The organism is Streptomyces radiopugnans (assembly GCF_900110735.1).
In the GTDB taxonomy this organism is placed as follows: domain Bacteria; phylum Actinomycetota; class Actinomycetes; order Streptomycetales; family Streptomycetaceae; genus Streptomyces; species Streptomyces radiopugnans.
The window spans coordinates 33,139-48,187 of record NZ_FOET01000015.1 but is presented as its reverse complement, the minus strand read 5'-3'; the positions used below and the strand labels follow the sequence as shown (position 1 = coordinate 48,187).

Sequence of the window (15,049 nt, the reverse complement as noted above, 5' to 3'; positions counted from 1 at the left end):
GCGTCACGGACCAGTGGATCAGCGAAAGGCACGATGTGACCGACATCGAACGCGTCGGAGTGGTGGGCTGCGGCCAGATGGGCTCGGGTATCGCCGAGGTCTGCGCACGGGCCGGCCTGGACGTCATGGTCGCCGAGACCACCGGCGAAGCCCTGGAGATAGGCCGTACCCGGCTGGTGACCTCCCTGGACAAGGCCGCCGCACGGGGCAAGATCAGCGAGGCGGAGCGCGACGCCACCCTGGAGCGCCTGTCCTTCACCACCGACCTCGGCGAGTTCGCCGACCGCGATCTGGTGATCGAGGCGGTCGTGGAGAACGAGCAGGTCAAAACCGAGATCTTCCAGATCCTCGACCAGGTGGTGACCAGCCCGGAGGCGATCCTGGCCTCCAACACCTCCTCCATCCCGCTGGTGAAGCTGGCCGTGGCGACCTCCCGCCCGGACCGGGTGATCGGCATCCACTTCTTCAACCCCGCGCCGGTGCAGCGGCTGGTGGAGCTGATCCCCGCGCTGACCACCTCCGACGACACCATCGCGCGGGCCGAGACCGCGGTCGTCAAGCTGCTGGGCAAGCACGCCATCCGCGCCCAGGACCGCTCGGGCTTCGTGGTCAACGCGCTGCTGATCCCGTACCTGCTCTCGGCGATCCGGATGTTCGAGACGGGCATCGCCAGCCGCGAGGACATCGACAACGGCATGGAGATGGGCTGCGCGCACCCCATGGGGCCGCTCAAGCTCGCCGACCTCATCGGCCTGGACACCGTCGCCTCGGTCGCGTACTCGATGTACGAGGAGTACAAGGAGCCGCTGTACGCCGCCCCGCCGCTGCTCCAGCGGATGGTCGACGCCGGCCGCCTGGGCCGCAAGACCGGCGCGGGCTTCTACACCTACTGACGCCCCGCGGCACGTCGGCCCGCCCGGTGCGACGGGCCGGCAGGCGCGGGGAACGCCGACGGCGGGGCACCCCGGGAAGGGTGCCCCGCCGTCGGCGTTCTCCGTCCCCGGCGTTCCCCGTCACCGGTACCGGGCGGGCCGGACGCGGCGGACGGGGGCCGCTACGCGCCGCGCAGCACCGCGCCGGTGCGCCCGACCGCCGCCGCCACGGCGGCCTCGCGGGCGGCCGTGGCCTCCTCGGCCGTCAGCGTGCGATCGGGTGCGCGGAAGCGCAGGGCGTAGGCCAGGGACTTCTTCCCCTCGCCGAGCTGCTCGCCGGTGAAGACGTCGAACAGCCGCAGCGACTCCAGCAGTTCGCCCGCACCCTCGCGCAGCGCCGACTCGACCTCGGCCGCCGGGACGGAGGCGTCCACCACCAGGGCGACATCCTGCGTGGCCACCGGGAAGGTGGACACGTGCGGGGCCTGCGGGGCGCCCGAGGAGGCGTGCTCCAGCAGGTCGAGGTCGATCTCCATGGCGCAGGTGCGGGCGGGCAGCTGCATCGCCTTGATCACGCGCGGGTGCAGCTCGCCGGCGTGCCCGACCAGGGTGCGCTCGCCGTCGACGCCCGCGTACAGCGCGGCGCAGCGCCCCGGGTGCCAGGGAGCGTGCCGGTCGGCCTCCAGGGCGAGTTCCACACCGGCCTCGCGGGCGACGGTGCGGGCCGCCTCGACGGCATCGGCCCAGGTCGCCGGGCGGCCCTTGCCCCACCAGCCGGCCTGCTCGCGTGCGCCGGCCAGCACGACCGCGGCCCGGCGCGGCTGCGCGGGCAGCGCGGCGGTGAGGGCGGCGAGCTCCTCGTCGGTCGGGCGGCGGTCGACCGGCAGCCGGACCGCGGCGGTCTCGCATCCGGTGGGCCGGAAGACCAGGCCGGTCTCGAAGAGCGCCAGATCGTGGGATCCGCGGCCGTCGTTGCGCCGCAGCGCGGCGAGCAGCCCCGGCAGCAGCGTGGTGCGCAGCGCCGGCTCCTCGTCGGAGAGCGGGTTGACCAGCCGTACCGTGCGGCGGCGGGGGTCGTCCGGCTCCAGGCCGAGCCGGTCGAAGGCGGCGTCCCCGACGAACGGATAGTTCGGCGCCTCGACGTACCCCGCTCCGGCCAGCGCCCGCCCGACCCTGCGGCGCAGCCGCTGCCGCTCGGTCAGACCGCGGCCCGAGGGCAGGCGCGGCAGGGTGGAGGGCAGGGCCTCGTAGCCCTCCAGCCGCATGACCTCCTCGGCCAGGTCGTTGGGGTCGGTGAGGTCGGGCCGCCACGACGGCACGGTCACGGTCAGCTCGTCGGTGCCGTAGACGTCGCAGCCCACGTCCTGCAGGCGCCGCGCCACGGTCTCGCGGCCGTAGGCCACGCCCGCGACCCGGTCCGGGTGGTCGGCGCGCATCCTGATGGTGTGCGGGCCGCTGGGCGAGACGATCTCGGTGACGCCCGCCTCGGCGGTGCCGCCCGCCAGCAGGACCAGCAGGTCCACGGTGCGCTGGGCGGCGGCGGAGGTGGCCTGCGGGTCCACCCCGCGCTCGAAGCGCCTGGACGCCTCGGAGGACAGCTTGTGGCGGCGGGCGGTGCGGGCGATGGAGACCGGGTCGAAGTGCGCGGCCTCGATCACGATCTCGCTGGTGCCCGTCGCCTCCCGGGCGTCGGCGATCTCGGTGTCGGCTCCGCCCATCACCCCGGCCAGGCCGATCGGCCCGCTGTCGTCGGTGATGACCAGGTCCTCTGGGTGCAGCTCGCGCTTGGTGCCGTCGAGGGTGGTGAGCTTCTCCCCCGGCCGGGCCCGGCGCACGCCGATCGCCCCGTTGACGCGGGAGCGGTCGTAGGCGTGCAGGGGCTGGCCGAGTTCGAGCATCACGTAGTTGGTGATGTCCACGGCCAGCGAGATCGGGCGCATGCCGGCCTTCTGCAGCCGCCGCTGGAGCCAGATCGGGGAGCGCGCGTCGGGCCGCACACCGGTGACCGTGCGGGCGGTGAAGCGGTCGCAGCCGCGCCGGTCCTCGATCTCGACCGGGTGGCCGTGCTCGTTGGGCACGGGCACGTCCAGCAGCGCCGGGTCGCGCAGCGGCAGGCCGTAGGCGGTGGCCGCCTCGCGGGCGACGCCGCGCATGGACAGGCAGTAGCCGCGGTCGGGCGTGACGGCGATGTCGAGGACCTCGTCGACCAGTTCCAGCAGCTCGATCGCGTCGGTGCCCACCTCGTGCTCGGGCGGGAGCACGATGATGCCGTCGTGGTCGTCGCTCATGCCCAGCTCGCTGGCCGAGCAGATCATGCCCTCCGACAGCCTGCCGTAGGTCTTGCGGGCGCCGATCCTGAAGTCGCCGGGCAGCACGCCGCCGGGCAGGATCACCACGACCTTGTCGCCGACGGCGAAGTTGGTGGCGCCGCAGACGATGTTCTGCGGCTCGCCGGTGCCGTTGGCGTCGCCGACGTCGACCTGGCAGTAGCGGATCGGCTTCTTGAAGCCGGTCAGCTCCTCGATCGCCAGTACCTGGCCGACGACCAGCGGCCCGGTGATCCCGGTGCCGAGCCGCTCGACGGTCTCGACCTCCAGCCCGGCCGCGATCAGCTTCGCCGCGACGTCGCGGCCGGTCTCACCGGCCGGCAGGTCGACGTACTCCCGCAGCCACGAAAGCGGGGCCCGCATCAGATCTCCATCCCGAACGGCCGGGTGAACCGGACGTCACCCTCGACCATGTCTCGCATGTCCTCGACGTTGTGGCGGAACATCAGCATCCTCTCGATGCCGAACCCGAAGGCGAAGCCGCTGTAGCGCTCCGGGTCCACACCGCAGGCGGTCAGCACCCGCGGGTTGACCATGCCGCAGCCGCCCAGCTCGATCCAGCCCTCGGACGAGCAGGTGCGGCAGGGGCGGTCGGGGTCGCCGACGGACTCGCCGCGGCAGGCGAAGCACACCATGTCCATCTCGGCGGACGGCTCGGTGAAGGGGAAGTACGACGGGCGCAGCCGGGTGCGCAGGTCCTCGCCGAACAGGGACCGGACCATGTGGTCCAGGGTGCCCTTGAGGTCGGCCATGGTCAGGCCCTCGTCCACGGCGAGCAGTTCCACCTGGTGGAAGACCGGGGTGTGGGTCGCGTCCAGCTCGTCGGTGCGGTAGACCCGGCCGGGGCAGATCACGTACACCGGCGGCTTCCGCTCCAGCAGGGAGCGGATCTGCACCGGCGAGGTGTGGGTGCGCAGCACGACGCCCGACTCCCCCTCTCCGGAGCCGTCGGGGCCCTGGACGAAGAAGGTGTCCTGCATGGTGCGGGCCGGGTGGTCCGGGGCGATGTTGAGGGCGTCGAAGTTGAACCACTCGGCCTCGGCCTCGGGCCCCTCGGCGACCTCGTAGCCCATCGCCACGAAGACGTCCTCGATCCGCTCGGACAGCGTGGTCAGCGGGTGGCGGGCGCCCGCGGGGACGCGGTCGAAGGGCAGCGTGACGTCCACCGCCTCCTCGACCAGCACGCGCTCGTCGCGCTCGGCCTCCAGCTCCTCCTGGCGCCGCTTGAGCGCCTGGCCCACCGCGCCGCGCGCCTGGCCGACGCGCCGGCCGGCCTCGGCCTTGGCGTGCGGCGGCAGGGCGCCGATCTCGCGGTTGGCCAGCGCCAGCGGCGAGCGGTCGCCGGCGTGGGCGGCCTTCACCTCGCGCAGCGCCTCCAGATCGCCGGCGGCGGCGATCGCGGCGAGGGCCGCGTCCCGTGCCCGGTCGATCTCTTCCGGTTTCAGTGCCTCGACCTCTACGGGGTCGTACGACTTGTTGGGTGCGGACATCTCTTCCCGTGCTTTTCGGTTGGCCCGTGGTTTCGGTTGGTTGCTTCGCCCCGCTTCGGCGCTTCGGCACCCCTGTGTCCCGGCGGATCCGGTTCCCGGGCCGCTCGAAGGTACCGGTTGTCGAGTCTACGGGGCGAGGAAGATCGCTACTGACCCGGAGGAGCCCGCGGGTGCCGCTCAGGCCATGAAGGCCGGGACGCCCGCGGGCAGGGTGAATCGGAACTCGGCGCCGCCCGCGGGCGAGCGGCCGACCGTGATCGCCCCGCCGTGGGCCTCGACGATGCCCTTGACGATGTACAGGCCCAGACCGGTGCCGCCGCGCTTGCTGCCGCGCCAGAAGCGGGTGAAGACGCGGCTCATCGACTCCTCGGGGATGCCGGGGCCCTCGTCGCTCACCGTGACCGCCGTTCCTTCGTCGCCCGTCTTCGTCCGTGCCGGTGCCACCTCTATGGTGACCGTCCCCTCGCCGTGGCGCACGGCGTTTTCCAGCAGGTTGCCGAGCACCTGGTCGATCTTGTCGGGGTCGGCCCACAGCGGCGGGAGCGGGGTGGCGATCCTGCGGGCGAAGCGCTCCTCGGGGCGGCCCGCGGCGATGTGGGCCCGTATGTGCCGGTCCACGGCGGCGGCCATGTCCACGGGCTGGCGGTGGATCTCCAGCCGCCCGGAGTCGATGCGCGAGATGTCCAGCAGCTCGGTGATGAGCCGGGTGACGCGGTCGGCGTCGGCGTCCACCGTCTCCAGCATCAGCCGCTTCTGGTCGTCGGTGAACCTCTCCCACTTGGCGAGCAGCGTCGCGGTGAAGCCCTTCACCGAGGTCAGCGGCGAGCGCAGTTCGTGGGCGACGGTGGCGATCAGCTCGGCGTGGCTGCGCTCGGTGCGCCGCCGGGCCTCGGTGCCGCGCAGGGAGACCACCAGGCGTTGCACGGGGCCGGTGGGGCGGGCGCGGACGTACCGGGCGGAGACCAGGACCTCCCGGCCTCCGGGGAGTAAGAGGTTGCGCTCGGGCTGGCCGGTGCGGATGGCCAGGCCCCCGTAGGGGTCGGTGACCTTCCACCAGCGGCGTCCCTCCAGGTCCTCCAGGGGCAGGACCTGCTCGACGGGGCGGCCCAGCGCGTCCTCGCGCGGCAGGGCGGTGATGCGGGCGGCCGCGGCGTTGAAGCAGACGACCCGGCCGCGGGCGTCGGCGACGACCAGTCCGTCGGGGAGGTCGTCGGGGAGCACCTCCGTGCCGTCGTCCCGCGGCGGCGCCTGCCGCGCGGGACGGGCGCGGGATGTGCGGGGCGCGCCGGGCGCGTCGGACGGCTCGCCGCCCTGTCCGCCGGACGTCCTCACGTCCACTCCCGTTCACCCCCTTCGGTCCCCGGGGCCGCCACCCTACTAGCTCGGGGTGACGCAGCGGCACCCTCCGGGTGCGCGCTGCGCACGGGCCGAGGCGTAGAGGCACACGGCCGCGGCGGTCGCGAGGTTCAGGCTCTCCGCGCGCCCGTGGATGGGTACGCGCACCACCTCGTCGGCCAGTGCGCGGGTCTCCTCGGGCAGCCCCCACGCCTCGTTGCCGAAGACCCAGGCGGTGGGGCCGCCCATGCGGCCCTCGTCCAGCTCGGTGTCCAGGTCGTGCTCGCCCGCGCCGTCGGCGGCCAGCACCCGTACGCCTGCCTCGCGCAGTCCGGCCACGGCCCGCTCGACGGGGACGCCGACGGCGACGGGCAGGTGGAAGAGGCTGCCCACGGAGGCCCGTACCGACTTGGGGTTGTACAGGTCCACCGAGGCGTCGGTGAGCACCACCGCGTCGGCTCCGGCCGCGTCCGCACAGCGCAGCACCGTCCCGGCGTTCCCGGGATCGCGCACGTTGGCGAGGACGGCGACCAGCTTCGGGCGGGCGGCCAGCACCCGGTCGAAGGGCAGGTCGAGGAAGCGGCAGATCCCGACCAGTCCCTGCGGGGTGACGGTCTGCGACAGCTCCGCGATCACCTCGTCGGTGGCGGTGCGGACGCGGGCCCCGGCGGCGCGGGCGGCGGCGACGATGTCGGCGTGCCGCTCGGCGGCCTCGGGGGTGGTGAACAGCTCGGTGAGCGTGGGCTCGCCGTCGCTGCGGTGGCCGACCGCCTCGCGTACGGCCTGGGGCCCTTCGGCGAGGAAGCGGCGCTCCTTGCCGCGGGTGTTGCGGCGGGCCAGCCGCCGGACGGCGATGACGCGCGGGGAGCGCGGGGAGGTCAGTTCCGGGGCGGCGGCCATGGCGCGGCGTTCTCGCTTCTCGGGGCTTCTCGGCGGGCGGGGAGACTGGACGGCCGGGCGGGCCGGGCGGGCCGGGCGGGCCGGGGCAAACGACCGGACCCGCGGGCTCGATGGCCCGCGGGTCCGGTGACGTCCCGTACCGTCGTCAGGCGGCCTTGGGGGCGTTGACGTCGCTCGGCAGCGCCTTCTGGGCCACCTCGACCAGCGCGGCGAACGCGTTCGGGTCGTTGACCGCGAGGTCCGCCAGGATCTTGCGGTCCACCTCGACCTCGGCGGCCTTCAGACCCTGGATGAAGCGGTTGTAGGTCATGCCGTTGGCGCGGGCGCCGGCGTTGATCCGCTGGATCCACAGCTGCCGGAAGTCGCCCTTGCGGCGCTTGCGGTCGTTGTAGTTGTAGACGAGGGAGTGGGTGACCTGCTCCTTCGCCTTGCGGTACAGGCGGGAGCGCTGACCGCGGTAACCGCTGGCCTGCTCGAGGATCGCCCGGCGCTTCTTGTGGGCGTTGACCGCCCGCTTGACGCGTGCCACGTGAATTACTCCTTGTCGCGGGGCCGGTGTGGTGGTCCGGCTGCCGTACTACGGCGCCGTCGGCCCGAAGGTTCGATGGGGTACCGGTGTCCGGTGTCCTGCGCCCGGCCGGTCACGGGGACCGGCGGGCGGCCGGCTCACTTGCCGAGAAGCTTCTTGATCTTCTTGGCGTCGGCCGGGGCCATCTCGGTCTTGCCGGCAAGGCGGCGCGTCAGCGTGGACGACTTGTGCTCGAGAAGGTGGCGGCGGCCGGCGCGCTGGCGCATCACCTTGCCGGAGCCGGTGATCTTGAAGCGCTTGCTCGCACCACTGTGCGTCTTGTTCTTCGGCATGTCGCCGTACTCTCCTCGTCGGTGGCGCCGCCCCGCCGGCCCGTGGGCCGGCGCACGGCGGCGTCAGCTGTTTCGGTTGCTGTCCGGGCCCGGGAGGGGGCCCGTGTGACCTGGCGGCCGGTTCCGCGGCCGCCGGATCATGCCTCGGCGCGCTCCTCGGCAGGGGCTGCGTTCCCCTGCTGCTGGCGCTCCGCCTTGCGGGCGGCCTGCGCCTCACGGGCCTCGGCCATCGCCTCGGTCTTCTTCTTGTGCGGACCGAGAACCATGATCATGTTCCGGCCGTCCTGCTTGGGGTTCGACTCGACGAAGCCCAGGTCCTGGACGTCCTCCGCGAGGCGCTGGAGCAGCCGGTAGCCCAGCTCGGGACGGGACTGCTCACGACCGCGGAACATGATCGTGATCTTGACCTTGTCCCCCTGCTTGAGGAACCGGACGACGTGACCCTTCTTGGTGTCGTAGTCGTGCGGATCGATCTTCGGCCGGAGCTTCATCTCCTTGATGACCGTGTGCGCCTGGTTCTTGCGCGCCTCACGGGCCTTCATGGCCGACTCGTACTTGAACTTTCCGTAGTCCATGAGCTTGCACACCGGCGGACGGGCGTTCGCCGCGACCTCGACCAGGTCGAGGTCGTACTCCTGGGCAAGCTCCAGGGCCTTGGCAAGCGGCACGATGCCGACCTGCTCGCCACTGGGACCGACGAGTCGCACCTCGGGGACGCGAATCCGGTCGTTGATGCGGGGCTCGGCGCTGATGGGGCCTCCTCGGTTGCGCCACGCGGATGCCTGGCGGACAGCCGCGCACGGTTGCGTTCGGTACGACCACCGAGCCGGAACGCGAAAACGCCCCGGACGGGACGCAGGCGGGGCTCCTCATTGACCGGGAGCACCGCCGCGATACACCGCGGGGCGCAGCCTGACCTGTGACCCGCCGGCCCGGAGGTCGGTCGGGTGGGAGCTTCGGAGCCTCCACTTGCGGGCCGGAACGCGCTCTGCGCGGATCGTCCGGGTGAACCGCCTGGGCGGCCACCCGGCGACCACATCGGTAACGTGGTCCGGCCGGTCGATATACCAGCATAGCAGGGTCGCGGAGAAGTTCCTCCCCGTCCCGTCGTACACGCGCGCGACGGGCGGGACCTAGGCTGGAGCGCACCCGACCAGCAGGAAGCGGAGAACGATGAGCGACGACAGCGGCACCCCCTCCCCCTCCCCCGGCGCCGCCGGAGAGGCCGGAGCGGCGGCCGACTTCGAGACGATGACCCGCGACATCGCGGACGTGCCCGCGGTCGAGGTGATCACCACGGTCGCGGTCCACCTGATGAGTTCGGCCGCGGTCAATCTCGGCCTGGCCGAGGGCGGCGAGGACCACAAGGACCTGGACGAGGCGCGCAAGCTGATCCAGGCACTGGCCGGGCTGGTGACCGCCGCCGCCACCGAGATCGGCTCCTACCACGCGGCTCCGCTGCGCGACGGGCTGAAGTCGCTCCAGCTCGCCTTCCGCGAGGCGTCCGCGGTGCCGGACGAGCCGGGCCAGGGCCCGGGCGAGAAGTTCACCGGCCCGGTCATCGGCTGAGGCACGCCGGTCCCGGGCCTCCGCCGCGGCCGTTCGGCCGCGGCCTCACTGCTCGGTCGGGGCCGCGCGGTTCGGTCCCGGCCTCGCGGCTCGGTCGCGGTCGTACAGCGGGCGCCCTGGCAGGGCCCCCTCCGGGGGCAGCAGGGCCAGGTCCAGACCGCGCACCAGACGCGCGCGGAGCGTCTCGTCCGCCGCGAGCGCGGCGGCCACCCGCCCGGCGGTCTCGCGCGGCGGCGCGGCCGGGTCCAGGCGCAGGGCCAGTACGCCGTCGGTGCCGCGTCCGGGGCCCAGCCGGGCGGCGCTCACCGCGGGCTCGGCGGCCAGCACCGTGCGCAGCGCCTCGGCGACGGCCGGGTCGTCCAGCGGGTCGGCGGTCCCGGTGCGGCCCTCGGCGAGGGCCAGCAGCGCGGCGCCGGTGAGCTGGTAGGTCACCGGCCCGGCGAGATCCAGCACGAGGGTGTCGGCGCCCTCCTGGGCGAGGGCCTGGAGGGCCTGGCGCAGGGGGACGGCGACCGGGCGGGCCTCCGGGCGCCAGCGGGCCAGGGTGTCGGTGGAGGTGAAGGCCGGCAGGGCCTTCCGCCCGCCCGGCGCGTTGAGCGTGGGCACCGCCATGTCACTGGTCTTCTCCCGGCGCAGGCCGTCCTCGCCGGTCTCCACCTCGCCGAGGACGGCGACCACCGGCACCAGCAGCCGGGCCCGCGCCAGGGCGGCCAGCACCTCCGGCTCGGCGGTGCGGTCCTGTGCCCAGGCGGCCAGCGCCCGGGCGAGTGCGGGGTCGGCCGAGCCGTCGTCGCCCGCGAAGCCGGGATCGGGGATGTTCTTGAGCGCCACGCCTCGAGGGTATCCGCCCGGGTCAGACGGCGTGCCCCCCGGCCCGCTCCCCGGTCCGTCCTCCGAACCGCTCCGCCGGGCGGTCGCCCCGGTACAGCAGTACGGCGCAGACCACCAGCAGCAGGCCGGCGACCGCGGCGGCGGGCGCCAGTCTGCCGCCGTACCCGCGCTCGGGGGCCGGTCCCACGCCGAAGTACTCCTTCGGATACGCCTCGGCCACCGGCTGCTGCCGCCGCGGTTCGACGTTCGCGCCCAGTTCGATGGCGGCGGCCGGGTCGACGATGCCGCTGCCCAGGTCGTCGCTGCGCCCGCCGGGCGGGGTGTTCCGGGCGGTCTGCGCGATCAGCTCCTTGACCTGCGCCGGGCTGAGGTCGGGGTGGGCGGCCCGCACCAGGGCCACGCAGCCGGAGACGAAGGCGGCGGCGGCGCTGGTCCCCCAGCCCTCGTAGTACTCGCGGTCGGGGTAGGTGATGATCACGTCGTCGCCGGGGGCGCTGACGGTGGCGTACCAGCGGCGCGTGGAGAAGGGGGCGCGCCGGCCGTTGCGGTCCACGGCGGTCACGGCGATCACGCCGGGGTAGGCGGCCGGATAGGAGGCCCGGTCGCCGTCCTCCCCGCCGTTGCCCGCGGAGGCGACCACCACCGAGCCCTTGGCCAGCGCGTAGCGGACGGCGGCGTCCTCGGCCGGGTCGGGGTGGGCGGAGGCGCTGTCGTCGCCGAGCGAGAGGTTGATGACGTCGGCGCCCTGGTCGGCGGCCCAGCGGATGCCCTCGGCCAGCGCATCGCCGCGCTCCTCCCGGGCCTTCTTGCGCTGCGGGTCGCCGTCCTCCAGCAGGACGCGCACGGGCAGGATCCGTGCCTCGGGTGCGATTCCGAGGACGCCCTCGGAGTCGCCGGGGCCGTGGCCGCGCCCGGCGATGATCCCGGCCATCGCGGTGCCGTGCCGGGCCCAGTGCTCGTCGCCCCGGCGGGCCCCGAAGCCGATGAGGTCCCTGCCCTTCAGTACCCGGCCGCGCAGGTCGGGGTGGCCGGCGTCGACTCCGGTGTCGAGCACGGCGACGGTGACGCCCTGGCCCCTGGTGGTGTTCCAGGCGTCGCGCGCGCCCACCGCGTCCAGTCCCCACTGACGGTCGCGCACCTCGTCGGCGTGCGCGGCGGGCGCGGTCAGCAGCAGGGAGGCGCAGAGCACCGCGAACGCCGACAGCGCGGAGAGCAGCGCGGTGGCGGGACGGGTGCGGCGGGCTCGCGGGGGGTTCGCGGGGGTGGGGAGGCCGGTCGTGTTCATCGGTCCTGTCCGGTTCCCTGGGCGACGATGCGGCGCAGGCCGCGCTCGATGCGGTCGGCGATGCCGCGGGCGTCGTGGCCGAGGCCCGCCTGGGCGGGTGCGGTGGTCTGGTCCTCCAGGACGGCCTCGGAGGCCGGCTGCGGGTCGCCGACGGTGCGGCCGTCGGCGAAGCCGGAGACGGTGTAGACCACCACGGGGGCGTCGGTGAGCGGCCGGATCGTCCAGCTCGCGCGCTGGGCGTCGCCGAAGCGGGCCGCGGCGGTGCCGCGCGCCGCGTACGGACGGGGCATCAGATCGGCGCGCAGTTCGAGGTCGTCCTCGTCGAACCGCTCGCGCAGGGCGCGCATGCCCTTCTCATCCGCCTCGGTGAACAGCAGCCCGACCGTGGTGACGCCGCTGCCGGTCTCGTCCGTGTACGTGGCGCGCAGCAGCCGTTCGCAGCCGGCCGGCGAGAGGGCCCGGGCCAGCAGGGGGTCGAAGGCGTCGCGGCAGTCGGCGTCGGGGGCGACCGCCACCCGGGTCCAGCGCCGGTCGGCGCGTCCCGGCCCGGCCCCCTTGCCGCGCAGGGTGCGGGGGAAGAGCGTGTCGACGGGTATCTCGTGCCACAGCGAGCGCGCCTCGGCGTAGTCGGCCGCGGGGCGCTCACCGGAGTCGCCGGTGAGCCAGGCCCCGGCGGCGGCTCCGCCCAGCAACCCGAAGCCCAGGACGAGGCAGACGGCCGCGGCGGCGGTGCGGACCGGACCGCGTACGCGCCGTTCCGGGCCCGCGGCGGCGACCGGCTCGCCCGGATACACCAGGGGTACCGCGAACCTCGGTGGCGGCGGTCCCGTCGCTATCGGTGGCGCGGCGGCCGCGGTCCGGGGGGCCCTCGGCGGCACGGCGGGCCGCGGTGGTACGACGGGTGGGAGCGGAGCCCGGACCGGGTCGGCCTCAGTGCTCACCGGCACCCCCTCGTGTTCTGTGCCGCCCCGTCGAGTCCCTTTCGGGGCAGGCCGGTTGGTATCGGGACATCACACCGCTGACCAGCGGCCGGCGGTGGTGTGCGCGTCACTCTACGGGGATCCGGCACGGTGGCGGCAACCCGCGTCCCGGCCTCCGCGCGGGGCCCGGAACCGGTGCGGAGGGCCGGGCCGCCGCCACCGGGTCTGTCCCGGGCCCGGTGGGCTCTGGCAAGCTGCCAGGGTGTTCGACACGACCGCTGATCCCGCAGCCGACCGGGCCCGCTACGACCGGGCCACCGCCCATCTCGACGCGCCGCTCGCCGTCGTCGATCTGGCGGCGTTCGACGCCAACGCCGCCGATCTGGTACGCCGCGCCGGCGGCAAGCCCGTCCGCGTGGCCAGCAAGTCCGTACGCTGCCGTGCCCTGCTGGAACGCGCGCTGGCGCGGGAGGGGTTCGCCGGGGTCATGGGCTTCACGCTCGCCGAGTCGCTGTGGCTGGCCCGCTGCGGGTTCGACGACGTCCTGCTCGCCTATCCGTCGGCGGACCGGGCCGGTTACGCCGAGCTGGCCTCCGACCCGAAGCTGGCCGCGGCCGTGACGGTGATGGTCGACGACCCCGCGCAGCTCGCCCTGATCGACGCCGCCCGCGGCGGCGGGCGCGAGGAGATCCGGGTCTGCCTGGAGCTGGACACCTCGCTGTGGCTGCTGGGCGGCCGGGTACGGATCGGCGCGCGGCGCTCGCCGCTGCACTCCCCCGCCCAACTGGCGGATCTGGCCCGGTCGGTGGCGCGCCGGCCCGGCTTCCGGCTGGTGGGGCTGATGGCGTACGAGGGGCACATCGCGGGCGTGGGCGACGCCCCTCCCGGGCGTCCGCTGCACGCGCGGGCGGTACGGCTGATGCAGTCGGCCGCGCGGCGCGAGCTGGCCCAGCGGCGCGCGGCGGCGGTACGCGCGGTGCGGGCGGTGGCGCCGGGCCTGGAGTTCGTCAACGGCGGCGGAACCGGGAGCGTGCAGCACACCGCCGCCGAGGAGGCGGTCACCGAGATCGCCGCGGGCTCGGGGCTGCTGATGCCCCGGCTGTTCGACAACTACACCTCGTTCTCCGGCCGCCCCGCGGCGCTGTTCGCGCAGCCGGTGGTGCGGCGGCCCGGGGTGGGCGTGGTGACGGTGCTCGGCGGCGGCTACCCGGCCTCCGGCGCGGCGGGCCGGGACCGGCTGCCGGTGCCGTATCTGCCTGCCGGGCTGCGCTACGACCCGGCGGAGGGGCCGGGCGAGGTGCAGACGCCGCTTCTCGGGCCGCCCGCCGACGACCTGCTGATCGGCGACAAGGTGTGGTTCCGGCACGCCAAGGCCGGGGAGCTGTGCGAGCGCTTCGCGGCGCTGCACCTGGTCGAGGGCGACCGGGTGGCGGCGACGGTGCCGACGTACCGCGGCGAGGGCCGCACCTTCCTCTGAACCGCCCGGACTTGCGGTCCCCGGCCCTCCCGCCCCGGCGCACCCGTCGTGCCGGGGCGGGGGCCGGGCTCAGACCTCCATGCCGGGGCCGCCGGCGGCGCGGACGCCCGCCACGATCCGGTCCATCTCGCCGGGGTCCGGGGCCTCGGCGTGGATGTCGAAGCCCAGGCGCATCACCAGCATCCGGCCGCTGCCGTCGGGGGCGGGGAAGACGACGGACTCCACGTACGCGTCGGGCTCGAGCTCGTTGGCGATCCGCCAGCGCACCCGGTGGCCCTTCTGCCCCGCGACGGTGACCGCGCCGGAGGAGACCACCTCGTGCTCCTCGATCCCGCCGTAGCCCTTGGTGTCGTAGGACTCCTCGGCGTTGCGGGCGACGTCCGCCTCGGCCATCGCCTGCGGGCCCGCTCCGCTGGGGTCGTCGGCGGCCCGCAGGGAGACCCCGGCGCGGACGCAGGTGAGGGAGGTGTCCCCGGGGCAGGGGTAGGAGCCGGAGGACAGCCAGATCCCGCTGTCGGTCCCCGCCTCGTTCCAGCCCTCGGGGACGGGGACGCTGACGCCGTTGACGCGGTCGACCGCGGTGCCGGGGGTGCCGTCGTCCTCCCCTCCCCGGTCCCCGTCCGGCTCCTCCTCTTCCGGCCCGCCCTCCGGCTGCCCGCCGGGCGTCTCGTCCGCGCCGGCGGTGGCGTCGGGCCGCGCCCGGTGGTCGCCGGAACCGCCGGAGCCGCCGGAGCCGCCGGAGCCGCCGAGCAGGAGCAGCCCTCCCGCCAGGAGCGCGCTCACCACGAGCGCGACGGCTATGACGGCGGCCACCAGCGGGCCGCGCGAGGGCCTCGCCCCCGGATCCCGCGGGAGGGGGGCCGTCCGGCCGTACGGGGTGTACGTGTCCCCGGCGCCGTACGGGGTGTACGCGTCGTGGGTGCCGGCGCCGGCGGTCCGGGTGTGTTCGGTCCAGGCCGATCCGTCCCACCAGCGTTCCGGTGCCGGGCCCGGACCCGTGTGCCCGGGGTCCGCGTACCAGCCGGGCGGTGTCGTCATGCTCACGGCGTGCACAGTAGCGGCAACCGGCGCCCGGGAGGACCGGCGCGCCCCCATCGGCCGCGGCGGGGTGGCGTGCGTCCCGACATGCCGCCGTCTGCCGGGAGTTCGGCGGCGCCGGCGGACCGGGGGCCGCGGCGGCGC

Annotated in this window: 14 protein-coding genes; 3 read left to right on the top strand and 11 right to left on the bottom strand. The window is 74.8% G+C overall.

The window, feature by feature from the left end; genetic code table 11:
* Window positions 1-35: 35 nt before the first annotated feature.
* Complete coding sequence (locus tag BMY40_RS22205; protein WP_093662411.1) at window positions 36-893, top strand: 3-hydroxybutyryl-CoA dehydrogenase; 858 nt, start codon at window positions 36-38, stop codon at window positions 891-893.
* Between the two features lie 161 nt (window positions 894-1,054).
* Here BMY40_RS22205 and pheT read toward each other — a convergent pair whose 3' ends face one another.
* The 7 genes from pheT to infC form a co-directional block, all read right to left on the bottom strand.
* Window positions 1,055-3,562 (bottom strand): phenylalanine--tRNA ligase subunit beta, encoded by a 2,508-nt coding sequence (gene pheT / locus BMY40_RS22200; RefSeq protein ID WP_093662409.1) that lies wholly within the window; start codon window positions 3,560-3,562, stop codon window positions 1,055-1,057.
* Complete coding sequence (pheS, locus tag BMY40_RS22195) at window positions 3,562-4,689, bottom strand: phenylalanine--tRNA ligase subunit alpha (RefSeq protein ID WP_093662407.1); 1,128 nt, start codon at window positions 4,687-4,689, stop codon at window positions 3,562-3,564. The genes pheT and pheS overlap by 1 nt, the downstream gene beginning before the upstream one ends.
* Window positions 4,690-4,866: 177 nt before the next feature.
* A complete protein-coding gene (locus BMY40_RS22190) occupies window positions 4,867-6,027 on the bottom strand; it encodes a sensor histidine kinase (protein WP_093662405.1) in 1,161 nt (386 codons plus the stop codon).
* Window positions 6,028-6,066: 39 nt separating this feature from the next.
* The gene (locus BMY40_RS22185; protein ID WP_093662403.1) at window positions 6,067-6,924 is read right to left on the bottom strand and encodes a TrmH family RNA methyltransferase; all 858 of its coding nucleotides are present in this window, start codon (window positions 6,922-6,924) and stop codon (window positions 6,067-6,069) included.
* A gap of 145 nt (window positions 6,925-7,069) precedes the next feature.
* On the bottom strand, window positions 7,070-7,453 hold the full coding sequence (gene rplT / locus BMY40_RS22180) for a 50S ribosomal protein L20 (protein WP_093662401.1): 384 nt from the start codon (window positions 7,451-7,453) through the stop codon (window positions 7,070-7,072).
* Between the two features lie 137 nt (window positions 7,454-7,590).
* Entirely contained in the window at window positions 7,591-7,785 is a 195-nt protein-coding gene (rpmI, locus tag BMY40_RS22175) for a 50S ribosomal protein L35 (RefSeq protein WP_093662399.1), read from the bottom strand.
* Window positions 7,786-7,922: 137 nt separating this feature from the next.
* On the bottom strand, window positions 7,923-8,537 hold the full coding sequence (gene infC / locus BMY40_RS22170; RefSeq protein WP_093662397.1) for a translation initiation factor IF-3: 615 nt from the start codon (window positions 8,535-8,537) through the stop codon (window positions 7,923-7,925).
* Between the two features lie 421 nt (window positions 8,538-8,958).
* Between infC and BMY40_RS22165 the strand changes: the two genes are divergently transcribed.
* Window positions 8,959-9,354 (top strand): DUF1844 domain-containing protein, encoded by a 396-nt coding sequence (locus BMY40_RS22165; RefSeq protein ID WP_177214096.1) that lies wholly within the window; start codon window positions 8,959-8,961, stop codon window positions 9,352-9,354.
* Window positions 9,355-9,399: 45 nt separating this feature from the next.
* Here BMY40_RS22165 and BMY40_RS22160 read toward each other — a convergent pair whose 3' ends face one another.
* Genes BMY40_RS22160 through BMY40_RS22150 form a run of 3 tightly spaced genes read right to left on the bottom strand, consistent with a single transcriptional unit; the run spans window position 9,400 to window position 12,264 of the window.
* A complete protein-coding gene (locus BMY40_RS22160; RefSeq protein ID WP_093662395.1) occupies window positions 9,400-10,185 on the bottom strand; it encodes an SseB family protein in 786 nt (261 codons plus the stop codon).
* Between the two features lie 22 nt (window positions 10,186-10,207).
* Window positions 10,208-11,470 carry a type VII secretion-associated serine protease mycosin gene (gene mycP, locus BMY40_RS22155; protein ID WP_093662393.1) on the bottom strand — a complete coding sequence of 421 codons (1,263 nt, stop codon included), beginning with the start codon at window positions 11,468-11,470 and terminating at the stop codon, window positions 10,208-10,210.
* Window positions 11,467-12,264 (bottom strand): hypothetical protein, encoded by a 798-nt coding sequence (locus tag BMY40_RS22150; RefSeq protein ID WP_093662391.1) that lies wholly within the window; start codon window positions 12,262-12,264, stop codon window positions 11,467-11,469. Before BMY40_RS22150 ends, mycP begins: the two co-directional genes overlap by 4 nt.
* Window positions 12,265-12,652: 388 nt before the next feature.
* Between BMY40_RS22150 and BMY40_RS22145 the strand changes: the two genes are divergently transcribed.
* Window positions 12,653-13,867: an amino acid deaminase/aldolase gene (locus tag BMY40_RS22145; protein ID WP_093662389.1), complete on the top strand. Its 1,215-nt coding sequence runs from the start codon at window positions 12,653-12,655 to the stop codon at window positions 13,865-13,867.
* 69 nt (window positions 13,868-13,936) lie between these two features.
* Here the strand turns inward: BMY40_RS22145 and BMY40_RS22140 are convergent, their stop codons facing one another.
* Window positions 13,937-14,905 carry a DUF2510 domain-containing protein gene (locus BMY40_RS22140; protein ID WP_245770254.1) on the bottom strand — a complete coding sequence of 323 codons (969 nt, stop codon included), beginning with the start codon at window positions 14,903-14,905 and terminating at the stop codon, window positions 13,937-13,939.
* Window positions 14,906-15,049 lie beyond the last annotated feature (144 nt).

Bases quoted from the DNA above. Each gene is read 5' to 3' on its own strand.
- pheT (WP_093662409.1), bottom strand. From the start codon at position 3,562: ATGCGGGCCCCGCTTTCGTGGCTGCGGGAGTACGTCGACCTGCCGGCC.
- pheS (WP_093662407.1), bottom strand. From the start codon at position 4,689: ATGTCCGCACCCAACAAGTCGTACGACCCCGTAGAGGTCGAGGCACTG.
- BMY40_RS22185 (WP_093662403.1), bottom strand. From the start codon at position 6,924: ATGGCCGCCGCCCCGGAACTGACCTCCCCGCGCTCCCCGCGCGTCATC.
- rpmI (WP_093662399.1), bottom strand. From the start codon at position 7,785: ATGCCGAAGAACAAGACGCACAGTGGTGCGAGCAAGCGCTTCAAGATC.
- BMY40_RS22165 (WP_177214096.1), top strand. From the start codon at position 8,959: ATGAGCGACGACAGCGGCACCCCCTCCCCCTCCCCCGGCGCCGCCGGA.
- mycP (WP_093662393.1), bottom strand. From the start codon at position 11,470: ATGAACACGACCGGCCTCCCCACCCCCGCGAACCCCCCGCGAGCCCGC.
- BMY40_RS22140 (WP_245770254.1), bottom strand. From the start codon at position 14,905: ATGACGACACCGCCCGGCTGGTACGCGGACCCCGGGCACACGGGTCCG.